Origin of the sequence: Chroococcidiopsis sp. CCNUC1 (genome assembly GCF_023546805.1) — a bacterium.
GTDB lineage: Bacteria > Cyanobacteriota > Cyanobacteriia > Cyanobacteriales > Chroococcidiopsidaceae > Chroococcidiopsis > Chroococcidiopsis thermalis.
The window spans coordinates 3,608,111-3,630,717 of record NZ_CP097480.1 but is presented as its reverse complement, the minus strand read 5'-3'; the positions used below and the strand labels follow the sequence as shown (position 1 = coordinate 3,630,717).

22 protein-coding genes are annotated in these 22,607 nt (G+C 43.5%); 12 read left to right on the top strand and 10 right to left on the bottom strand.

Annotated features, from left to right (window positions below; translation table 11 throughout):
- Positions 1-38: 38 nt before the first annotated feature.
- The 3 genes from M5J74_RS16930 (at position 39) to M5J74_RS16920 (ending at position 1,363) form a co-directional block, all read left to right on the top strand.
- Positions 39-464, top strand: a complete 426-nt coding sequence (locus tag M5J74_RS16930; protein ID WP_250012561.1) for a hypothetical protein — start codon at positions 39-41, stop codon at positions 462-464.
- Between the two features lie 55 nt (positions 465-519).
- Positions 520-822: a Mo-dependent nitrogenase C-terminal domain-containing protein gene (locus tag M5J74_RS16925; protein WP_106218857.1), complete on the top strand. Its 303-nt coding sequence runs from the start codon at positions 520-522 to the stop codon at positions 820-822.
- A 169-nt stretch (positions 823-991) separates the two neighbouring features.
- Complete coding sequence (locus M5J74_RS16920) at positions 992-1,363, top strand: hypothetical protein (protein ID WP_015155249.1); 372 nt, start codon at positions 992-994, stop codon at positions 1,361-1,363.
- Between the two features lie 387 nt (positions 1,364-1,750).
- Here M5J74_RS16920 and M5J74_RS16915 read toward each other — a convergent pair whose 3' ends face one another.
- Both M5J74_RS16915 and M5J74_RS16910 read right to left on the bottom strand, forming a co-directional pair.
- A complete protein-coding gene (locus M5J74_RS16915; RefSeq protein WP_250012559.1) occupies positions 1,751-1,948 on the bottom strand; it encodes a hypothetical protein in 198 nt (65 codons plus the stop codon).
- 32 nt (positions 1,949-1,980) lie between these two features.
- Complete coding sequence (locus tag M5J74_RS16910; protein WP_250012557.1) at positions 1,981-2,211, bottom strand: hypothetical protein; 231 nt, start codon at positions 2,209-2,211, stop codon at positions 1,981-1,983.
- Positions 2,212-3,032: 821 nt separating this feature from the next.
- On the opposite strand from M5J74_RS16910, the gene psaB reads away from it, so the two are divergent.
- Positions 3,033-5,246 carry a photosystem I core protein PsaB gene (gene psaB, locus M5J74_RS16905; protein WP_015155246.1) on the top strand — a complete coding sequence of 738 codons (2,214 nt, stop codon included), beginning with the start codon at positions 3,033-3,035 and terminating at the stop codon, positions 5,244-5,246.
- A gap of 554 nt (positions 5,247-5,800) precedes the next feature.
- Here psaB and M5J74_RS16900 read toward each other — a convergent pair.
- Both M5J74_RS16900 and M5J74_RS16895 read right to left on the bottom strand, forming a co-directional pair.
- On the bottom strand, positions 5,801-6,112 hold the full coding sequence (locus M5J74_RS16900; protein ID WP_015155245.1) for a hypothetical protein: 312 nt from the start codon (positions 6,110-6,112) through the stop codon (positions 5,801-5,803).
- A 157-nt stretch (positions 6,113-6,269) separates the two neighbouring features.
- Entirely contained in the window at positions 6,270-6,434 is a 165-nt protein-coding gene (locus M5J74_RS16895; protein ID WP_158631830.1) for a hypothetical protein, read from the bottom strand.
- A 381-nt stretch (positions 6,435-6,815) separates the two neighbouring features.
- Between M5J74_RS16895 and M5J74_RS16890 the strand changes: the two genes are divergently transcribed.
- Positions 6,816-7,040: a hypothetical protein gene (locus M5J74_RS16890; protein WP_015155243.1), complete on the top strand. Its 225-nt coding sequence runs from the start codon at positions 6,816-6,818 to the stop codon at positions 7,038-7,040.
- 36 nt (positions 7,041-7,076) lie between these two features.
- Here the strand turns inward: M5J74_RS16890 and M5J74_RS16885 are convergent, their stop codons facing one another.
- Positions 7,077-7,304 carry a 4Fe-4S binding protein gene (locus M5J74_RS16885; RefSeq protein ID WP_041463191.1) on the bottom strand — a complete coding sequence of 76 codons (228 nt, stop codon included), beginning with the start codon at positions 7,302-7,304 and terminating at the stop codon, positions 7,077-7,079.
- Positions 7,305-8,389: 1,085 nt separating this feature from the next.
- Here M5J74_RS16885 and M5J74_RS16880 point away from each other — a divergent pair.
- Positions 8,390-9,838, top strand: a complete 1,449-nt coding sequence (locus tag M5J74_RS16880; protein ID WP_250012555.1) for an ATP-binding protein — start codon at positions 8,390-8,392, stop codon at positions 9,836-9,838.
- A gap of 56 nt (positions 9,839-9,894) precedes the next feature.
- Here the strand turns inward: M5J74_RS16880 and M5J74_RS16875 are convergent, their stop codons facing one another.
- Positions 9,895-10,041: a hypothetical protein gene (locus tag M5J74_RS16875; protein ID WP_015155240.1), complete on the bottom strand. Its 147-nt coding sequence runs from the start codon at positions 10,039-10,041 to the stop codon at positions 9,895-9,897.
- Positions 10,042-10,609: 568 nt separating this feature from the next.
- Between M5J74_RS16875 and M5J74_RS16870 the strand changes: the two genes are divergently transcribed.
- The gene (locus M5J74_RS16870) at positions 10,610-11,560 is read left to right on the top strand and encodes an acyltransferase (protein WP_250012553.1); all 951 of its coding nucleotides are present in this window, start codon (positions 10,610-10,612) and stop codon (positions 11,558-11,560) included.
- A gap of 750 nt (positions 11,561-12,310) precedes the next feature.
- Positions 12,311-13,249 (top strand): glycerol acyltransferase, encoded by a 939-nt coding sequence (locus M5J74_RS16865; protein WP_250012552.1) that lies wholly within the window; start codon positions 12,311-12,313, stop codon positions 13,247-13,249.
- 22 nt (positions 13,250-13,271) lie between these two features.
- Here the strand turns inward: M5J74_RS16865 and M5J74_RS16860 are convergent, their stop codons facing one another.
- From M5J74_RS16860 to M5J74_RS16850, 3 genes are read right to left on the bottom strand one after another with little or no spacing between them, the layout of a single operon-like run.
- Positions 13,272-14,105: an MBL fold metallo-hydrolase gene (locus M5J74_RS16860; protein WP_250012550.1), complete on the bottom strand. Its 834-nt coding sequence runs from the start codon at positions 14,103-14,105 to the stop codon at positions 13,272-13,274.
- A 35-nt stretch (positions 14,106-14,140) separates the two neighbouring features.
- Positions 14,141-15,034: an alpha/beta fold hydrolase gene (locus tag M5J74_RS16855; RefSeq protein ID WP_250012549.1), complete on the bottom strand. Its 894-nt coding sequence runs from the start codon at positions 15,032-15,034 to the stop codon at positions 14,141-14,143.
- Positions 15,035-15,037: 3 nt separating this feature from the next.
- Positions 15,038-15,235, bottom strand: a complete 198-nt coding sequence (locus M5J74_RS16850) for a hypothetical protein (RefSeq protein WP_015155235.1) — start codon at positions 15,233-15,235, stop codon at positions 15,038-15,040.
- A 569-nt stretch (positions 15,236-15,804) separates the two neighbouring features.
- Here M5J74_RS16850 and M5J74_RS16845 point away from each other — a divergent pair.
- The 4 genes from M5J74_RS16845 (at position 15,805) to M5J74_RS33140 (ending at position 20,553) form a co-directional block, all read left to right on the top strand.
- Positions 15,805-16,725 carry a hypothetical protein gene (locus M5J74_RS16845; protein ID WP_106168639.1) on the top strand — a complete coding sequence of 307 codons (921 nt, stop codon included), beginning with the start codon at positions 15,805-15,807 and terminating at the stop codon, positions 16,723-16,725.
- A gap of 71 nt (positions 16,726-16,796) precedes the next feature.
- Positions 16,797-18,719, top strand: a complete 1,923-nt coding sequence (locus tag M5J74_RS16840) for an Hsp70 family protein (protein ID WP_371934051.1) — start codon at positions 16,797-16,799, stop codon at positions 18,717-18,719.
- A 427-nt stretch (positions 18,720-19,146) separates the two neighbouring features.
- Complete coding sequence (locus tag M5J74_RS16835) at positions 19,147-19,950, top strand: SDR family oxidoreductase (RefSeq protein WP_015155232.1); 804 nt, start codon at positions 19,147-19,149, stop codon at positions 19,948-19,950.
- Positions 19,951-19,974: 24 nt separating this feature from the next.
- A complete protein-coding gene (locus M5J74_RS33140) occupies positions 19,975-20,553 on the top strand; it encodes a pentapeptide repeat-containing protein (protein ID WP_305883590.1) in 579 nt (192 codons plus the stop codon).
- Here the strand turns inward: M5J74_RS33140 and M5J74_RS16825 are convergent.
- A complete protein-coding gene (locus M5J74_RS16825; protein ID WP_250012545.1) occupies positions 20,550-22,547 on the bottom strand; it encodes a serine/threonine-protein kinase in 1,998 nt (665 codons plus the stop codon). The two genes, M5J74_RS33140 and M5J74_RS16825, sit on opposite strands and share 4 nt — an antisense overlap.
- Positions 22,548-22,607: the final 60 nt, after the last annotated feature.

Here is a 22,607-nt window from a genome sequence, read left to right as displayed (position 1 = left end):
CTGGAGAGATAGATAACTCAGATGGAGTGATATTTATCGTGCATAACATCGATCGCACAGAAGAATTTGATTCAAGCGTCGCTTTATTAGTTGATATTTTCAAGCTAAAAAACAAGGCACTTGTAGAATCTTGCCGCAAGACTTTTATTGCTCTGTTTGGTTCTGATTGTACAACAGATATGATGACTGCCGCAGTCTTTCAGTTAGCTGCAACTGATTCCGATACTTGTCACTGGGCTTTACACACTTTTTACGAGCTGGATGCTTGTCTTCAATTAATCGAAGGAGCTATTAAGTTTGCTATCCAAAAATTAATTGAGTTAGGTTTTGTTCTGGGCAAAGACTTTAGTGCCAATGCCAACGGAGAAATTTTACTTAATCGAGCAGCTAAAATATCTTTGCTAAAAAATATATCAGATGCAGATTGGAACTTTCTCAAAGAAATTTTACAAGTTGTTGAATAATCGTACAAAATTACTGAAAAGTAGAACTTAAAAATCAAAGTCAGGTAATTAAAACATGAACGCACTGAGTTCAAACCGCTCTCAAATTAGTTTATTTTCACCGCTGCGTCAGTGGATTGAATCGATAAAAATTGTTGATTCTGGAATAGCTCGCTTGGTATGCCGAGTTATTCCTGCTCGTTGTCCATTCGAGCGCAAGATTCAACTTTTTAACCGCACGTTACTTTACATCCCACCCTTGTGCAAGCTTAATCCTCTCTACGAGCAATTAGTTGAACTACGCTACAAATCCTTATGTTATTTAGTAGATGAATGCGGTGAAGATGTAACTATTTACTACCAAACAATGGGAGACTAATATGTCTCGCGATCGCAATGGTTCGCCATTTGTAAAAATTGTCTATGCCAAGACTATATTGAATGGAAAACTAGAGATATAGCAGTTCTAAATGATTTGTAAAGCAGGCTTCTAGCCTGCGGCAGGCTATATATATGCCGATAGTTCGTTGAAACAAAGGGAGTATTAAATGACCGACACTCAAGTAAAAACTCTAGACGAGGCGAGCAAAAAACAGGCGATCGCGCCTCAGCCGCAGGTAAAGCAAAGTGTTAGTAACTGCTACATGAAGCGCGTAGAAAAGAAAGTTGCTCTCACTCGCGGTGTAGAAGGTTCATTGAACCTATCAACCTCGCTCTCTTTACCAATACCTAGATTTCGCAAGCGCCAGATGGTTCGCTTCATTGGTGGTATAGGCACGATCGAGAATTGTAGAGCCAGTGCTGGCGCATGGCTTTATATGGTAGAAATGGCTCAAGGTCCCGAGCCAGAAATGGGTAGAATTGGTCCCGAAACAACGATCGTGCTGTATGAAGCAGATCTTCAGGCGGTGATAAACTAAGAGCCACAACGGACTTACTATGAATCAGTTGTGCTTTTTGGCTTCCGGCTCGAATCAAGCTGACTCCGGTATTGTAGGACAATCCACTCACCCGACTAATACCACGTAGGCTTGTTGCTTTGCAGTCTGCCCGTAAGATGATTCGTACTTGTTCTTCAGCGTGAATGTTTGCTGACAATTTGGGCAATAATATCGTTGACAACATGAGCTTGTTAAACCCTTGTTTATGGGTCTTGTCATGGCTACATAGTGGGCAAGGCATAGCTTGGTAGAACCGGAGTAGTTTTTTTTACCCATAACATAAGATCGGTTCCACGCTTTCCTGCCACACAACAGGATTTTTGACATCTAATAATTTGAAATCTAACAATGTCACCCCTTATTTCGCTAAGCCTCCTCATCGTTGGCTAGATTGAACTTTAAATCGTCCAAAACGTACTTGGATGAAATTCGGCGATCCTGTTGACGGACAAAAATTTTGTACAGAGCCATTAACGTATGTAGAAAGTAAGAGCAAGTGGTGATGAGGAATACAACTAAAATCGAGATCGAACTGAAGGTGAAGAAAATTTCTAAGTGTGACATAAATTTATCCAAATTCTCTCTTTAATGTCTGACTAAATTTCAGAGTAGTTATGCCTCTGCCTACTGCTAGGTTTGTACTTTGATGCCCATAGCATCTCTGCTGGCGGAAAAAAGAGGAATAACACGAACGACCACAATGAGAACGAACGTGAGAACGAACGACGGGGAAAAGCAGGTTGAGTCAATCGCGATCGCTCTTTGCTACTCCAAACAGTAACTATGCCAGCTAGCAAGGCAATGAATGTCAGTAAAGGGAGCAACATAAAACCTCCTGATAGTAGAAATACTCGATCTCGTCCTGTCATGCATACGTTAGCAACTACAGCAAGTAACGGCAATATTTCTTAACTGTTGCAGAAAATTGTTACAACTCTAAACAAAGCTCTTAGTTTGCTTTGGCGATCGCCCGGTGCTAGAAATGTGGCTCGAAGCTAGACAGGAAATAAGCTTGAGCTGTACTACGGTTTCACTAGGAAGTGTCAGAACTATGAGACAGATGTAGAACGCGCGCTCAATTATGATTCTCAAAAATCAACTTGGGGAAGCTTGGCAAACTCAAGTTGGAGTTTCTATAAAGTCTCAGGAGACGCTGGTTTTTAAATTTCAGTTTAATGACTGCGAACATTAGCTGGGTTGCTAGGTAAATATTCTAGTTATTTTTATCACAATGAAACTTGAGATTTATCTCTTTCCTTAGTTAGAGGATTGAGCTTTGAAGAGTAGTTATCTTGTTGATTACCCATAGGAAGAAGCAAGAATAATACGCTCGAACAGCACAAAGTGTTTTGTGCCAGTAACAGCAAAACCTCAATTTTTTGAATTGCTATTTACTTAGCAATTCAAACTTTTTATGCTCGAATAAGCAAATACAGCAAAGATAAATAAAAATATTAAAAATAATTTTTATTGTTTTCTTTTTTAACCAATTTATCTCTAAAATGTTGTTATCTATCTGGTGTAAAACACCATGACGCTAATTCATGTTGCCCTTGAGTTGAATAATAAAAAAGCGTAGATTTACAGTAAAGTATTGCGATCGCGCTTCAACTCAAATCGGCAGTTAGAGAAAATGTGAGTAAAATTCATGGCAACAAAATTTCCTAAGTTTAGCCAGGATCTCGCCCAAGACCCGACAACTCGTCGGCTTTGGTATGGGATTGCTCAAGCTCACGACTTTGAAAGCCACGATGGGATGACCGAAGAGAACCTTTATCAAAAGATCTTCGGGACTCATTTTGCTCAAGTGGCAATCATCTTTTTGTGGACATCTAGCTTGCTATTCCACGTTGCTTGGCAGGGCAATTTCGAGCAATGGATTAAAGATCCACTGCACGTTCGTCCCATTGCTCACGCAATTTGGGATCCTCACTTTGGTAAAGCCGCAGTCGATGCTTTTACCCAAGGTGGGGTAAACTATCCCGTTAACATTGCCTACTCTGGGGTTTATCACTGGTGGTACACCATCGGGATGCGGACAAATGGCGACCTCTATATGGGCGCTGTATTCCTGCTACTGCTAGCGTCTCTGTTCCTATACGCTGGCTGGCTACACTTACAACCTAAATTCCGTCCCAGTCTTTCGTGGTTCAAGAGTGCCGAGCCTCGCCTCAACCACCACCTAGCAGGGCTATTTGGCGTTAGCTCTCTGGCTTGGGCTGGACACCTAATTCACGTTGCGATTCCCGAATCTCGCGGTCAGCACGTCGGTTGGAGTAATTTCCTCACCACTCCGCCACACCCAGAGGGATTGAGACCATTTTTCACTGGGGACTGGGGTGCTTATGCTGTTAGTCCCGACACGGCGAACCACGTATTCGGCACGTCAGAGGGCGCAGGAACTGCAATTCTGACTTTCTTGGGTGGTTTCCATCCCCAAACCCAGTCCTTGTGGCTGACGGATATGGCACATCACCACTTGGCGATCGCAGTCATATTTATCATTGCCGGACACCAATACCGCACCAACTTTGGGATCGGTCACAGCATCAAAGAGATGCTCAATGCTAAGAACTTCTTTGGGATTGAAACAGAAGGTCAGTTCAACTTGCCTCACCAAGGGCTGTACGACACCTATAACAACTCGCTGCACTTCCAACTGTCTATTCACTTAGCAGCGTTAGGAACGGCGCTTTCTTTGGTGGCACAGCACATGTACGCCATGCCTCCCTACGCCTTCATCGGGCAAGATTTTACGACTCAAGCAGCGCTGTACACGCACCACCAGTACATTGCGATCGCCTTTATGATAGGAGCGTTCGCCCATGCGGGGATCTTCTGGGTACGCGACTACGACCCAGAACAAAATAAGGGTAACGTTCTCGATCGCGTCTTGAAGCACAAAGAAGCGATTATCTCCCACTTATCTTGGGTGTCTCTCTTCTTAGGCTTCCACACTCTAGGGATTTACGTCCACAACGACGTAGTGGTTGCCTTCGGAACTCCCGAAAAGCAAATTCTGATTGAACCAGTGTTCGCACAGTTCATTCAGGCTTCCCACGGTAAAGTTCTATATGGCTTTAACACTCTGTTATCAAATCCCGATAGCATTGCTTCCACAGCTGGCGCGACCTATTTACCAGGTTGGTATGAGGCGATCAACAACACCACGAACTCTCTGTTCTTGACCATTGGTCCTGGTGACTTTTTAGTACACCATGCCTTTGCTTTGGCGATCCATACTACTGTTTTGGTTTTGGTCAAAGGTGCGTTGGATGCCCGTGGTTCCAAACTGATGCCCGATAAGAAAGACTTCGGTTATGCCTTCCCTTGCGATGGTCCCGGTCGGGGTGGCACTTGCGATATCTCCGCTTGGGACTCCTTCTACTTAGCTGCTTTCTGGGGACTCAATACTGCTGGTTGGGTGACGTTTTACTGGCACTGGAAGCACTTAGGTATTTGGCAAGGTAACGTGGCTCAGTTCAACGAGTCTTCTACCTACCTCATGGGTTGGCTGCGCGATTATCTCTGGCTATACTCGGCTCAGTTGATTAACGGCTATAACCCATACGGCATGAATAACTTATCTGTCTGGGCTTGGATGTTCTTATTCGGACACCTGGTATGGGCAACTGGTTTCATGTTCCTGATCTCTTGGCGCGGTTACTGGCAAGAGTTGATCGAAACTTTGGTCTGGGCGCACGAGCGGACACCTCTAGCCAACCTAATTCGTTGGAAAGACAAGCCTGTAGCTATGTCTATTGTTCAAGGTCGCCTGGTTGGTTTAGTTCACTTTGCGGTTGGCTACATCCTTACCTATGGCGCTTTTCTCATTGCTTCAACCGCTGGTAAATTTGGTTGAGGTTGTAGAGGAGAAATACATGTTTAATTGAGACTTTACGAACGTTAGATGTAGCGTCTCTACATAAAACCCAACCTATTTCTATCTTATAGGTAGGGTTTTTTATTATGAGTATTTCTTGCTTTTCTCAATTAGGTAAAATACTATTTTTTAGAGACTTATGTTAATATATCTCTACTACCTATACCGACGAAGAGCGGTCTTGAAATTAGTAAAAATTCGTGTCGTTTTCTAACAGCAACTTGTATCCATATAAACATAACTTTTTAACAACTATCTCTTTCTTTAGTTAGTGTTGAGCTTCTAATACATTTAGTTAATCTATAAATAAGTGAATTCTCTGCCTCATGCAGACTTACTGTCCTAGATAGCTTTCCTAAAAGAGACAGAACTGGTATAGTTTTTCTTCTCTGATTGGGCACTGGTTAGCTTTCTAGGATTTTTACTTTATTGGTGCAAGAAAAACCGCCAGGGTTATATCGCAGGCGGGTAGGAAAGGAGGAGAAAATTAGCTTAAATATTAGATTTTGACACTACTTTTGAGTCGAACTCAGCTAAGGGTTAATGATGCCGAAGTAGAGAGCAGCAATAAAAACGAGAATTGCTAGAGTCACTATGCTGAGAGTGATACGAAACTTGGTATTAGGCAGTTGCTCGCGGGTTAGTACGCTATCTGCTTGTACCTGAGTTATCGGTTCAGATTTCGAGTCAGGATTAATGTGAGAAGTTGTGTCGTTTGCTAAAGCAGGAGGGGTTTTCGATGCCGGATCTGGGCGCGCAGTTTCGCGGTTGTCTATTTCAGGAGATGTATCCTTGGGGGAGTCGGGGGTTTCAGTGTTTGGTGTTTGGTTGTCTGGCGATCGCATGATTGTTTAGTGGTTTTTTAGTAACACATGTATTGCCATAGTTTCAAATATTGATTAGTGACTGCATCTTTCTATAGAACCAACTGCTTGAAAAAGGTTTCTATCAAAGGAGTTAGCTCGATCTAAAGTTTAGTTGTAACGCTAAATACAATACCAATCACTCGTTGTTTGTACGTCTTCGCTGCCGCACGAAACAAGGGATCGATTCGTAAGCTTGAATATCAGCAATTTTCTCACTACGTCTGTAACTTGGCTGAAGCCTTAGCAAAGTGAGATGGTCGCTTTGCGAACCGCCAAAGGCATCGCTATATTTTGTATTCAAAAATACAATTTTTTCTCAACCTAAAATATATCTTCAGTCTAGGTAAAACAGACTGAAAGGATGAAGCTGTAATACTTAGAGTTTTTCATCATAAGAGATGAAAAGGTGCTTCACTAACTTCACCAAAAGAATAGAAATTTATGTTCGGCATTGGAGAGTATGTGCTTCATCAAAAGACAGGGCACATCGGTAAAGTCATTGGTTACGGACACGAAATACTTAATGGTGTTTATACAACGACACTGAAAGTACTGGTAGATTACGCTGAAACTTCTGGAAAGCGAGGAGTTGTAGAAGAGGACTTGTATTCAGCCTGGGTAAAGTGGATAAGGTTTTAACGCTTCTACATAAGAGGTAAGCACAAGAGTTGGCTAAGCATTTATGGCGGAAATTTTCGATCTAGGCATGAGTGATGAGGAATACTTGCAACTGACTGCTCAAGGTAGAGATCCAGTGCAGGAACAGATTCTTGTCAGGAACCTTATCCGCGCTGGAGTACCAGCAGCAGAAGCCAATCGAGTTGCACCATTACTGCAAAAATTAGTTCGTTCGCCTCAAGAGGAAACTTTGATTAAAAAGGTTTGGCAGCAAGTCAGAAGCCAATAAGTCGAGTTGCTTCGCGCCAATTTACGCATTATGAAATCACGCATTAGTTTTTTGCAAATCTGGTCGTTCTTCTGAAAGAATTGCTCCTTCTACAGGGCATACTTGCAGACAAATACCGCAGTCAATGCAGCTAGTAAAGTCAATCCAGTTCCAATCAGTATCTTTGGCATTTTTGCCTGAACCTGGATAAATACAGGCAACGGGGCAGGCATCAATGCAATCGCCAATACCTTCACAAGTGTTAGCAATAATTGTATATCCCATAACATCTCCATTCAAAATACTTTTACCCATGAGCTTTGGGGAAAAAATTATTAATTGCTTTTTAGGTTTCTATAATTCTTATTTTTCTTCTTCTATCCAGGGTCAGAGCGTAATATTAAGCGGCTTTGTACTCGTTAATACAAGACATCTCTTAGTTACTGCTGCGTCTAAACTTTAGCAATTGAGAATAACGCACTAAATTTAGCTCGAAGTAGCGTATTAAACATTTAGTATTAGGCAAGATATTCATATGAACAGTGCAAAAAGATAAGTATAGATTTACACTCAGAAGCTAGAAGCGAGCAATGCAATATGTATGTGCGATATGTATGTTGTACAACAAATTTTTGTTCTAAAAGCTATCTCTTTAGGGATATATAAATTACTCTTTGGTATTTAACAATTGATGTATTGGCAAGAATAATCAAGGTGGAAGCTCGACCCTATTTATAGTTTTATAAATAGAGTTTGAATGAAGTAGTAAACGAGGCTAGCGTTTCAAGAATAATTTAGGCAGCAACTAAATTTTGCAAAAAATGAAATAAACTCCTCTAGTTCTAGCTGTAAATACTTAAGCAGGTAATAAAATAATACTTTTTCCACGTTTAGCACTGGACAATTATCCTTTGGTATTTCATAAAAGATAAATTTTCAAAATCATTTTTGAGTAAAAAGGTGGTACGAGATCGTGTCTGATTTCTCTCAAGATGAGTATTCCCAGAAGAAAGACGATTTGTCTAATCTACGCTTTGAAGCAAAGATGATGCGGCTTCGAGCTTGTAAAATGCGGATTGACGCTCTAATCATACGTATTAGAGTAAGGGCTATACGCGAAAAAAATCGGAATTTAGTTGCTATCTATCAGGAATGGTTTGTCGAGTAATACTTGTAGTTTAGCGATCGCCTAGATCCACCCTAAATTCCAGCAATTCATCTAACTACCGATATTTGGAGCGGTCTGTTACCCTTGCCACAACTATATAAAACTTGACACTAAATAGCGGCAGCCAAAAGCTAGGATCGTTGTTACTTGCTAATTTCAACGATGGATTTCTAGTATTGGATCGAGCTGTTTTCGTCAATTCATGGCAATGAAAGATGAGCAAAAGACAAAAGAGCAACTGATTCGAGAGCTGGTCGCACTGCGTCAGCACTTGGTTGAGCTAGAAAGTGCTGCACGGGAACAGCAGGTGACAGAGATATTACAACAGCAAACTCAGCGAGAGCTATTGGTAGCAAGAATAGCGCAGCGCATTCGGCAAAGCTTGCAACTAGAGGCAGTGCTAAACACAACTGTAGTAGAAGTGCGGCAGTTGCTTCAAGCAGATCGAGTGTTTATTTACCGTTTTGAACCAGACTGGGGTGGAGTCGTAATAGTTGAATCTGTAGCGCCTGAATGGACATCAATTTTAGGTAGCAGACCTAAAGATCCGAGTTTTGCTCCAACTTACGTTGAATTATACAAAAAAGGTCGAGTGCAGGCGACAGCAGATATTTATGCTGGAGAGCTAACCGAGTGCTATGTGGAGTTTTTGGCGAATTTTCAAGTTCAGGCAGACTTAGTAGTACCAATATTACAAGCAGAAGAGTTATGGGGACTGCTTGTCGTGAATCAATGTGCAGCACCACGACAATGGCAGCAATGGGAAATTGACTTGCTGCGACAATTAGCAACACAGTTGGCGATCGCACTTCAGCAAGCGGAACTTTATCAACAGTTGCAAAGCGAACTGGAGGAACGGCAAAAGACGGAGAAGGAATTAAAACGCCAGCAACAACTTTTAGCACAGTCCAACAGCGACCTGCAACAATTTGCTTCTGTTGCTTCCCACGATTTACAGGAACCACTACGCAAGATTCAAGTTTTTGGCAATCAGCTCAAAGAGAAATTTAGCGAAGTACTGGGAGCGCAGGGACGAGATTATATCGAGCGAATGCAAAGCGCTGTCGGTCGGATGCAAAGCTTGATTGATGACTTGCTCGTTTTTGCACGGATTGCCACCAGATCGCAGCCATTCGTAGCAACGAATTTAGAACAAGTGGTGCAAGAGGTATTGTCTGACTTGGAAGTGCGGTTGCAACAGACAGGAGGAAAAGTAGAAGTTGACAAGCTACCCACCATTGATGCTGACCCAGTACAAATGCGACAACTGTTTCAGAATCTCATCGGAAATGCACTGAAATTTCATCGTCCTCACACACCACCAGTAGTCAAGATTTATAGCCAACTGGTCGCTCCACTCCAGAGCGAAGCAGAGAACTCAGAGGATGTCGCGGCGTGTCAAGTAATAGTGGCAGACAATGGAATTGGGTTTGAGCTAAAGTATCAAGAGCGAATTTTTCAGACATTTCAACGCCTACACGGTCGCAGTCAGTACGAAGGTACGGGCATGGGGTTGGCAATTTGCCGCAAGATTGCCGAACGGCATGGAGGTAGTATTACAGCTGCAAGTACGGCGGGACAAGGAGCAACATTCATTATTACACTGCCAATGCACCATCAACAGGTGCTACCAGATGAAGAGTTGCTGTAAAGTTTCCCAGCCTCTACGAAGGACGTGGGAAACTTTCTACCATAATTGCCGATCGCTTATCGCTTTATGACGAATTTAGGCAGGCGAAACGACTTGTTATTTTCATTGTTGCTGCCAGCAAAGTAAGCCCAAGAACCAATAGCGGCAGCTAAGAGCCAACCGAGGATTAACACTGCTACTGGGAGCGCGATTGAATCTACCATGACACAACCTCCTTGAATTTGGGATTTACCGAGTTAGTTGTGTGCGCACACCATACCTTCTTAACAACGGGATCGAAGGACAGCAACATTTCTGAACAGAAAATTCTAAATTGTTACATATCTACGTTTGTCTCTCAGAGAATAACAGCCTCAACCGCAGTTTGGGGATCGCTACACAGTCGTTGCTGTTTTACTCAATCGTTGTGTTTTGAGTTTAAGTCAGCGATCGCAATTCTGAGAAATTGTCACTTGTCTGAATTTGAATTATGCGCTTTTTGCATAGCTTAGTTGCAAGAACCGTTTCGCTCGTACAGCAATTTTTGAACGCGATCGTATCGTTAAGCGAACGTTCATCGCTATCTCAGAAAAGTGTAAAGAAGAGAAAACTTTTTGCAATTTGCGATTGCGATCGCAAAAATTTCGATAACATGTGTAGCAAACATGCAGCGCGATCGATTTCTTCTCAAAACTTAGATTGTTTATCTATTGTCTCAGTACATAAAGAGGTGCTGTAGACTGGGTGGAATTAGCCTAATAATGTAGTTACGTCTATAGGAAATGCTCGAAAATGAGAGACATCAAAATAGACTTCTTGAGATTTTTAGGTTTATCTCTGATTATTCTCGCTCACGTCGATCCACCAATTTGGCTGGCTCAGCTCAGAAACTTTGATGTAGTTTTAATGGTCGTAGTTTCTGGACTAGCATTTACACAATCCCGAAAAGTAGAATCTTATCAAAGTTATCTCTGGAAAAGAATTAAACGATTACTCTTTCCCGTTTGGCTTTTCTTATCTTTCTACTTTTTAGCGAATACTGGATTGTCACTCTTAGGAAAGACCGCGTTAATTCCTCCAGAAGTTATATTAGATAGCTACACCCTGACAGAGGGAATTGGCTATGTTTGGATAATTCGAGTATTTCTTTTAGTCGCTCTCACAGCTCCTTTTATTTCAAGAGTGAATCAAAGAGTCAAAAACCATAGAGTTTATTTCTCCCTTTTAATCTTTTCGTATTTACTCTATGAATTGCTTCTAGCTCTAACTTTGCCATACACAACTACCAATTTCGGAGAAAATGTATCGTTGTTTGTCTATTATGGAATCGCATTTTCGTTGATTTTTGCTGTCGGCATTCGGATCCCGCAATTGAGAAAAGAGCAATGTTTTATTTTAGCGGGATTTTTTCTCTTAACCTTTGCTGCTTTGGGAATAGTTTACTTTATCCAACGGGGCGAATTAGTTAATACACAGACTCATAAGTATCCACCTTCGGCGTATTATCTTTCCTATGCTATGGGTATGACTGTTTTAGCTTACCTAGTAGCAGACAAATTTATTCCAATTATCGGGAAGTTCAAAAAATTAGAGTTTTGGATTTTATTTATTGCCCAGAATAGTATGTGGATATATCTCTGGCATATCCCAATAGTTGAGTTTTTTGAGCAAAATAACACTTTTAACTTTTTAATCGAATATTTTGTCACCTACTTAGGGGCAACGCTCATTACATTCTTATAAGTTTTCGCCGTCAAAAAGAGGCTGTTACCGACTATCAATAAAGAATCTTTGAAAAAAGACTTAACAATTCTTTTGACGGGCTAAATAATAAGTAATGTCAGTCTTGAGCGAAATACACAGGCTGTAAGGGCGCACCGCTGTGCGCCCCTATCCATGCACGCGATCGAGAATTGCTATAAATAACGTAAACAAGTCATACAAACTAGAACTGAAGTCATACATTTTCTTAAACGTAACTGTAGACAAGTCGTTTGTAAGCTTAATAAATATAAGCCTTTTGCCTGCTTGCCATGAGGACAAGTATTTTTTGTAAAACGTGCTGTTTTTAACACGACACAATACTTTGTAAACTAATTTAGTTAAGTAAGGTTAAGATGATAAAATTTCAAATCGAACACAGAAGCTTTTCTCGAAAATATCAGCGTTGCTATTTCTGTCAGCGAGATTTCGAGAGAAAAGAAGCAACAATAATTTTATGCAATGAATGTGGAGAAACCTGTGGCGAAGCTTGTCCGAATTGCATTGATAAGGGGTATACGTGGATGCAAAAACAATTTCATACAGCTAAGCTAGTCGGCAATCGATTTATCTAAACTGAAAATTAGGAGTGCTTGTTGTTGGGCTAGACTGCTAGCACCTTTTGAGACTATGCAGACCGCGACGAACAGAGGTAAAAATGCGATCGCTGTTAATATGACTGAGTGGTATGTATAGAATGATTAAGGGCTATAGCTATCTATTGGAATCATTTTGAACACATTTAGACATAACTGGGGCAGTAATGACCAAATCTCTCAACAACTCTCCGATTTACTGGAAAAGATCGGCATTGTCACAGGTACGAAAAGCCATAGCGCCACAACTTCTAAGCCTAGATTCGATGGTTGGTCTTTATCAGAACGCAACCCTGAAGCGATAAAAGCTTGGATGCCGATCTGGAAATGGTTTTACCATAACTATTTCCAAGTTCAAACCGATGGCTGGCATCATATCCCATCAACAGGTAAGGTGTTGCTGGTTGGTTCTCATAATGGGGGTTTGGCTTCCCCAGATACATCAATGTTTTTGTATGACTGGTTTAGTCGGTTTGGCTACGAACGATTAGCCTACGCCTTAATGCATCCCTCTGCTTGGCAAACGCCGATTTTCGCTCGACCAGGTTCGCAGGTTGGAGCAATTATAGCTCATCCAAAAATGGCTCGTGCGGCACTCTCAAAGGATGCAGCACTACTTGTTTACCCAGGCGGGGCAGAAGATTTGTTTCGTCCCTATGCAATGCGGAACCAAATTCATCTAGCAAATAATAAGGCGTTTATTAAGTTAGCTCTGATCGAATCAGCACCAATTGTACCGCTTGTCTCCCGCGGCGCTCATGAAACTCTCATTATCTTGACCGATCTTTACTCGCAGGTGAAGCAGCTACAGGAGTGGGGTTTTCCCTGGTCACTCGACGGGAATACAGGTGTGTTTCCAATTTTTCTGGGGCTACCTTGGGGTGTGGGAATCGGTCCAATTCCCAATTTTCCCTTCCCCGTTCAGATTCATACTCGCGTCTGCGCGCCAGTTGTATTCGAGCGTTACGGTCGTAGCGCCGCACGCGATCGCGACTATGTAGATGCTTGCTACCAAAGGGTTTGCAGCCACATGCAGGCAGAACTAGACGATCTGATCGAGCAAAGTCACGGATGATTTGTGATTGAAATTGTCTGGCTCAATTATTCGATCGCTTGGCGAATGTCTCAAACTCAACAGCGTCGTGACTGCAAAAGAGGCGCACGTCTTTGCTGCGATCGAGCGACAGTGCGTGTAACCGTTGTTGGTTGTAGATTCGAGCTTGGCGATCGACTTCCATCATCCACTGGTAGGCGCGCAGACCAGGCGTGCAGCGACGCTGGGGCGAACCCATCTCGTGTCGATAAAAGTAGGCATCGCCTGCATGAAGCAGCCAGCCTTCGGGGGTGTCGATCGCAATCCCAGCATGACCCCGGGTGTGACCGGCGAGCGGAATCATCAGGATTTCTGGTGGTAGTCCCTCAAGGTTACGCACTGCCTCAAAGCCAAACCAAGGTTCACCCCCAGCAGAATAATACTTCCAGCTTTTGACCTCATCCCACTGATTGGGACGATAGCGTCGGCTGGCAATGAAACCGCGCCTTGACTGGGTAGCCTCAATCTCAGCCTGCATCACATGTACGGTTGCTTCGGGAAAATCTTCTAAACCGCCAGCATGGTCGAAATCGAGATGGGTTACGACAATATGGCGCACGTCATTTGCACTAAAACCGAGTTGTTCGAGCTGGTGGAGCGCTGTATATTTGCGATCGAATTGAATGTTATTAACTTGAATGAAGAATGGGCTAAGTCGCGAGTAAGGCGCTTCAAGATCGCGCTGACCAAAGCCTGTGTCAATCAAGACAAGTCCCTGTTCTGTCTCGACTAGCAGGCAGTGGCAGACGAGACAAGCACTCAGACCCCGACTGAAGCCGTCAAATAGCGCTCCGCCCAACGGACACATACAACCGCAATTAAGATGATGAATATGCATAAATGCTCCCTCTCAGTACTTCCGAATTGGATTGACTAAGGTTCAAATGCTGCTAATGTCGCAATAAAATCAGTCGTTGACTCATAGGGCAAGACATTGCGACCGGAAATCTTGACACCTTTAGCTTGAGGCAAACACTTAAGATAATCGGCTAATCGTCGATCTGGCGTATCCTGCTTGTCTTTACTGATACTCGATGCTCGATCGCCTACAACAACCAATGTTGGTTGAGCGATCGCCGCGATCGCATCTCGATAATTCTGTCGCCAGAAACCCGCTAAGAAGGAAAAGACTGCATAACGGCTGGCGGGATTTGCCGCACCTTTGACCAACAGATCCAACCATTCACTATCGACGCGATCGCTACTAGCAAATAGCTGACGGGTCGAGAAAGAACTCAAAAACTGCGGTCTGCGAGCATAAAAATAAAAAGCAGTGCCAAGGGGCGAATCTAGCAAATTCCATGTCAGTTTTTGCTGCCTCATTCCTGTTGGTTGAGTCACGAGTGCGATCGCTGGAGGGCTAGCCAATACCAATTTTTGGATGAGATTTGGTTGAGTTTGCAACCGGACGGTTTCAAGCGCTACAGGTAGCAGCGCCCCTTGCACGACCAAGGTGACGGGTTTTTGGATGACTGTTTGCAGAAAATGTTGCAACTGCGCAGCCCAATCAGCCGGAGTGTAGGCGATATGTGGCATCTCGCTCTCACCGCAGCCGAGGAGGTCGGGATTGTAAATCGGATTATTGTGTCCGCTTTGATACCAAGCTTGACAGAAGCGATGCCAAAATCGACGCGATAAGCCAACTCCAATCGGGTGAATGAGTAGCAAAGGAGTGCTATCTTGAGCTTCTGTGGGGTAGTGTTCGTAAGCGCAGCGGTAGTTTTTCCAAGTGTAAAACTCTGTATTTGGGATTATTATCTGGCTCATGACTCATACCTTTGCTTGCTGTAAATGCCAGTATTTGGCTAGCCGTCCATCCCTACCATATTGGGGTAACTTCACCGCATTTTGGTACAGAACTAGAGGAAGTTTTTCATTATTAGGAAATCTGCCGTCATCTGCAAACACCTGAATGAGGGGGTTTGAGCGCTGCAATAGTGCATCTAGATGCGAATTGCTCGTAGTCATTGGTTTTTGCCAAAAGTACAAAGCAGTTCTACTATGCCTATAACTTTACTCCCACTACCTCCACCAGAGGTCAGGGTTCTTTAGGACACAATTTGAGTATGTTTACTCACAAGCTACACAAAGCGATCGCGACACCCAATTTGTCAACTTATCAACTCAGACTAGATTTTCTGGAATCGAGCTGGCGAGTTTTGAAGATATAAGTAACAACGGTTCAATTCTAAATTTAAATCTCTATACTAAACCCGGGGTGCATTTCTAAAACTGCACCCCTTATTATTTGTCCCATATGTTCCAATACAGTTCAGATAAGACGATCCCCCAACCCACCTTAATAAGGGGGGCATTATTCCCCTTGAGAAAGGGGGGCTAGGGGGATCTTCGAGGATCTAATACTTTCTTTTAACTGAACTGTATTGCCAAATGTCCAAGCTGCAATGCGATCGCCCCCTAAATCTTCCCTAACACACCGACTGATAAAAGTAACCCTAGAGTTAGTGGTCGTCAGCCTATTGAAGAAGTTACCGTTTTTAGAGAGGCAATCTAGCCCCCAAGCCTCGTCTAGCACAATGAAGACACTCACAACACTTTTTAACGAAAGCCGCAGCGATCTACACTCAGAAATCGAGAGAGCGACTAGCTTAGAGCAAGTAGTTAAGGTGGTGCAGAACCGACTTGATGAACTTGAAAGAAGTTATGTTGGCGAACTCAGTATCGCTCAGGTGCGTTTGGCTTCCTTTTTTTTAGAAGTGCTGCGGCAGTCTCTAAATACTCTGAGTGCGATCGACTATACGCAAGCCTCTAGTACAGAACAGGGACAAATTGTTAGTCGAACTTCTAAGCTTTCTCCAAAAAACTTGATTTTAAAACTGCTACAAGGACTCAGTTGTATCGGCATTTTAGGAGCGTTATTCTCATCGTATTCAAATTCTTCGCAAGTCTGGATTGCAATTTTGTTGCTCTTTCTGCTAGTCGGACTAGAAGTGGTATTTCAACTCAATGCCAGCCAAGAAAATCGCTTAGATTCTGCTGTGCTGAAGGAATTCCTTCCATCAAAAGTGCAGGTCGATAAATCTGCCCTTTTAAATAGTTTAGGCGATGCCCTAAATACTATCGATCTTGCCGTTGCAGCTTCGGAAAACAATAAGACAATTGATGCTAGTGGCATAGAAGAATTACCAGAACTTTTAAATTTTTTACAAAGACTCAGTGGCGCGTCATTTCTAGATCGACCGCAAATGACGCTCGAACTCGTGAAACTTCTGCCACAAATTTTAATAGAGCAGGGAATTAGAATTCAGATGTATCGATCGCAAGACGAATCTAGCCGCCGTGAGTATTTTGACTTTGAGCCAAATATAGACCGCTCGGCTCAAGAATACATTACTATAACTCCTGCCTTATGGAAGGGCGATCGCCTGCTGCTACGCGGTCGAGTCATTGAGCCAGCTCGTTCTATGACCGAAAATGAAAATATTGTGTCATCGTGAGTCGGTCTAAAATTGCATTCAAATTCGAGCGAGATTGAGATTAAATATTGAATATAAATAATAGTATGAACGTGAAAGTTTCCGAAATCATTGGTTTCGATTTGGGACATGGTGAAACAGCTGTAGCTAAAGCACCAGCTCAAAGTATTGAGTCTCCTCAGATGCTAGAAATAAATCATAAAAAGAACCAAATTACCGCACTTGGATGGCATCCCGATCTCGGCTATCTTGTAGGAGAACAAGCATTAATTCAAGCTGGCGTGACTCAACTGACAATTGCTTTTAAGCAAAAACCAGATGACGATCTTAATTCTAGAGAGACAATTCGTCGATTTTTAGAAACTTACTATCGCCTGCTGAAAGAAAGCAAACAGATTGAAGGTGGAATTAACAGTCACTTCTATGTTGGATGTCCTTCAGGATGGTCGTTGGAAGAGCGAGAGAAATATCAACATCTATTAGAGTCAACTGGCATCCCATTATTAAGTGTCGTACCCGAATCGCGAGCTGCTTTCATGCAAGCCAAAGAAGTCGGTAAGTTTGGCTACGACCAGCTCAAATCATCAGTGCTAATTGTCGATATTGGTTCTTCAACTACAGATTTTACCTTAGTTAAAAGCTTTCACGAAATTCCACTAGATTTTGGCAGTAATGCTTTAGGAGCTAGTTTGATCGACCAAGCGATTTTTGCTCGTACTCTTGCTAACCACGAACAGAAAGTTCTACTAGAAAAAGTATTTGCAGAATACCCCCATCATCGATCGCGGTGCGAACTTGCCTGTCGTAAAGCGAAAGAAGATTACTTTTCTAATGAACAGATATACAACGATTCTCAATCCTTCGCACGCGGTTTTGAGTCGATTAACGAACAGATTTTTTTTATTCCTAAAGTCAACCAGCAAATTATCACAGAAATTTTAAACCAGCCCCTACCCGAACTAGGAAATAAAAGTTGGCAAGAGTCGTATCGTCAAGCAATTAATGAAGCAAAGGAAAAGCTAGAAAAACTTGGGGTAACGCCCAAAGTTTTATTGATGACGGGTGGCGCATCTCGCATGAGTTTTACGCGCCAAATTTGCGAAGAAATTTTTCCCGAACCCGAAACTCAAGTTCGTCCCGATCCAGAACCAGAACGATGCATTGCATTGGGTCTAGCACGGGTAGGAAGATGGGAACTACGTGCTAGTGCATTTAAAGCAGAAGTTGACAAACTATACGACTCGCACCAGTTGAAAGAGGCGATCGCCAGAAATATTCCAAGCCTAATTGAGCTAATAACTCAGCCATTATCGGAAGCTTTGATTGAAAATGCCGTCAAACCTGGCTTAAAAAACTGGAAAAACGGTCAAATCCGCACTCTGGCAGAGCTGGAAAGTTGGATGAAAAGCCAAGCAGAACAGTGGTTGAAAAGCGATCGCGGTCGGCAACTAATCGATAATAAATGCGTGACTTGGTTCAACAGCAGCATTCAACCTGAAATAGCCGAGCGAACCGATCCGATTTGTCGTCAGTTTCAAATTCCTAGAAGCAGTTTAAGGTTAGAAAGTGGCATCGACCCAACTCTAGTCAATCCTGACTTACCCATAGGCGATGCTATCCTTGCCGATGCAGTGGCATTTACGATTAATTTGGTCATTGGCAGTGGTACTATCGGTAGCATTATCGCTCTACTCTTAACTGGGCATTTAGTCGTGCCGATCGCACTAGTTTATGGTGCAGCTCTCGTTGGTGGAGGAGTGGGGCTAAATCGGGAGAAAATTGAAGACGCGATTAAGGAAAAGTTGGATATTCCTGGTTGGATTCGTTTTGTGGCATTGGGAGATAAAACAATAGATAGTATCTGTAACACAATGAAGCCCGAACTAGAGTCAAGTCTGAGGGAAAAAATGACCCAAGAGCCGCAGGCTTTTGACGAGCTGATTGAAAAGATCGGGCATCAGGTGAAGAAAGCTTTGCATACCAAAGCCGAAGAGGTGACAATTCTCATCCAGTAGCAGGCGTTTTTTATTGACTACGCCGCAGAAGATCCCCCCAACCCCCCTTAAAAAGGGGGGCTTTGTTTCCCCTTTTTCGAGGGAAGAGACAAGCGCGAGCGCCTCTTTAATTCAACCGCCTGAAAAATGGGCTTTGTTTCCCCTTTTTCGAGGGAAGAGACAAGCGCGAGCGTCTCTTTAGTTGAATCGCCTTCAAAAGGGGGGCTTTGTTCCCCCTTTTTCAAGGGGGCTAGGGGGGATCGGATCTGTAGCAACGATCGACGAGATGGGTAGTGGAGGAAGTGTAGGCTGTCCATGTTTTTTCTCAGGACTTACCTGTCAAAACTCCTCTAAAAGGCACAGTAGTACTACTTCATTGGAAAGACGCGATCGCACTGTTGTTTTTCTAGGATCGTAAGGGTTAGAAGTATGCAGTTATTAACCATTCATGGATAATTCATTCACCCGTCCCTTAGCTGTCGTTACAGGTGCTTCCAGTGGTATCGGCTACGAACTTGCCAAACAGTTCGCCCAAAACGGCTTCGATCTCCTCATCACAGCCAATCATTCAAACCTGAACGAAGTTGCTCAGACATTGGAAGGGATGGATGCCAAAGTCGAGACGGTGCAGGCAGATCTTGCTACTTATGACGGTGTTGAGGCGCTATATCAGAAAATTCAAGACTCGAATCGAGCAGTGGATGCGATCGCCATTAACGCCGGTGTTGGTGTTGGCGGTGAGTTTGCCCGCGAAACCGATCTACAAGACGAACTTAATTTAATTAACCTCAATGTTGTATCGTCCGTCCATCTTGCCAAACGGGTTGTCAAGGATATGGTAGATCGCGGCAAGGGGCGAATTCTATTTACTTCGTCAATTGCTGCCCTGATGCCTGGTTCGTTTGAGGCAGTCTATGCAGCTTCTAAAGCATTTATCCAATCCTTCTCGGAAGGGTTACGCAACGAGTTGAAGGATACAGGCGTAACTGTAACTGCGCTCATGCCTGGACCAACTGAGACTAACTTTTTCCACCGCGCGGGAATGGACGACACTAACGTAGGTGCAAACCAGAAGGACGATCCGGCTGAGGTTGCCAAGCAGGGGTTTGAAGCCCTGATGAAAGGTAAAGATAGTATAGTCGCTGGATCGCTCGCGACCAAAATTCAGGGTGCGGTGAGCAAAGTCTTGCCCGATACCGTCAACGCCGAACTGCACCGCAAGCTGACTAAGCCAGGATCGGCAAATAGTTAATATCATGATGAGGCGATCGAGAGCATGAAAGACTTACTGCAAAAATTCTCATCGTTGCGAAATGCGATCGTTGGATTGAGCGATCGCTCTGGGGAAAATCGCGTTCTCTTATTCGATTCACGCGATGCAGCCTATAATGTTGCTTTCATGCTCGACGGTCAATGGGATGAGTGCAACAGTATTGTCATACCTACCTCGGATGAAATAGCAATTAAAACTGCTGCTAGTTTGGTGGAAGCTAGATGGTGCGACAGCGGTAATTTCTGTATTTTATTGCCCAAATTAAGTGTTGAGACATTAAAACGGCGCTACGCGGTTGGAGACAGGCACTTTATCAATGCCAATCTCATGTGCGCCGATCTCAGCTATCTCAATCTCAGTCAGATAAATTTCGGCTGGGCAAAGTTGAGAGGGGCTAACCTCAGTGGCGCAAATCTCAGCGGAGCTGACTTGACTGCGGCAGATTTGAGCGATGCTAATTTGAGTGGAGCCGATCTGAGCGGTGCAAACTTATTGCGGGCAGACTTAACAGGCGCAAACACGAGCGATACCAATCTCAGTGGTGCTTGCTTGAGGGGGGCGATCGCCTTTAATCTAAGTTAATTTATCCCTTGCAAGCTCCAAAGTTTAATAGTTTTATCTTCACTGCCACTAACAATTAGCTTGCCATTGGGAGTAAAGCTGAGGCTATTTACGTTACCCTGATGTCCAGAAAAAGTTGTCAATAGCTCTCCAGTATTGAGCTGCCAAAGTTTGATTTGGCGATCGTCACTTCCACTAGCAATCATCTGACTATCTGGGCTAATTGCAACTGAATTAATATAGTCTGAATGTCCCGTCAAAGTGCGTAATCGCTGTCCGGTTTGTAGTTGCCAAATTCCGATCGTTTTGTCCCAACTACTCGATACCAAAGTCTGTCCATCAGGACTAATCGCCACAGATCTGACTCGATCTGTATGTCCCAAGAGAGTACGGCGTAATGCTCCGGTACGAAGATCCCAAATTTTGATCGTTCGATCTTTACTACCACTAACTAAAGTTTTGCCATCAGGACTAATGGCAACAGACCAAACTGTGTCCGCATGTCCGATAAGAGTGCGGCGTAACATTCGTGTAGATAGATCCCAAATTTTGATACTTGCGTCTGCGTTGCTACTTACAAGAGTCTGGCGATCGGGACTTATGGCAACAGACCAGACTTTACTAACATTTCCAATTGTATGTTGTAATTCTTGAGTAGATAGATCCCAAACTTTGACTGCTGGCTGAGCTGAGTAGCTAGCACTTGTCAGCATTTGTCCGTCTTGACTTAAGGCAAGCGATAAGACTTCAGCTGAATTGCCAGTTAAGGTACGTAGCAATTCTCCAGAACTAAGATCCCAGAATTTAATTGTCTTGTCCCCGCTACCACTAATTAGGGTATGTCCGTCACGCGCGATCGCCACCGCCCACACTGCGTTAGTATGCCCAGTCAAGGTGCGCGTCATCGAGGTGTGAGGAGAAGTGCTAGGCTCAGTTGTATGAGATGCTTCGACAATTTGCGATCGCGCCATTGTGGGTGAAATATTTGTTGTCGGTCGCAAAGCATAGTAACTACCAAGTAACAGCGCAAATGCAGAAGTCACTCCCAATGCTGTTCCTAACCGTGAGGCAATGCGTTTGCGTACAAGCTTCACCACTCCTACGATCTTATCTGCTGGTTTTGGTACTGAAAGCATGACTGGAGCGGTATTTACTTTTTCCGGCGCATCCACCAGAGGCGCTAAAGCATTTAATGCCTCTGTAGTAGACTGGTAGCGCTCTAAAAAGTGGTAGCGTACCATGTTATTTAAAATGGCTGTTAACTCTGGCGCGATCGTTACCAGATGTTGCCAAATCATTTCCCCAGTTTCAGCATCTTCTAATAATTGCGTTGGTTGCATTCCAGTTAAGGCTTGAATGCCAATCATCCCCAAAGCATAGATGTCGCTGTTAGGTCGCGGTCGTCCGTGACTTTGCTCGGAGGGCATATAACCAGATGTACCTACAGCTATGGTGGCAGGAAGACCGATGGCATAATTAGCTTGGGTTTGTCCTGATGATGTCACTACCTGCGTCCAAGCTTGTTTAACGCTACCAAAGTCAATTAGGACTAATTTTCCATCCGATGCTCGGCGAATTAAGTTATTGGGTTTGAGGTCGCGGTGAATGAGTCCCTGTGAGTGAACGATTTCCAGAATGCTGAGGATTTCATACAACAACTCGATGACTTGCTGCTGACTCCACTTGACTCTTACTGGTGGCATGAGTTGACTTAGCGGTTGCCCGACAATATACTCTTGCACCAAGTAAAATTGTCGATCTTCCTCAAAATAGTCTAATAACTGCGGTACTTGCGAATAGGACTGGAGTTTCTCTAAAGCCGCAATTTCTCGGCTGAACAAGCGTTGCCAGCGATAACTGAGATCGGTGATTTTGTCTGTGGATAATAAATGCTTAATGACACACTTAGCAGGCTGGTTGCGATCGAGATTGCGTGCTAGGTAGGTCTGACAGTAGCTACTACTACCGAGGATTTGTATGACTTGATATCGCCGACCAATGATTTTCCCTAGCATGGCGCGAGACCGATGACAATTAAGTGCTTGATTATTGGGTAAAACACACGATCTGTGGTA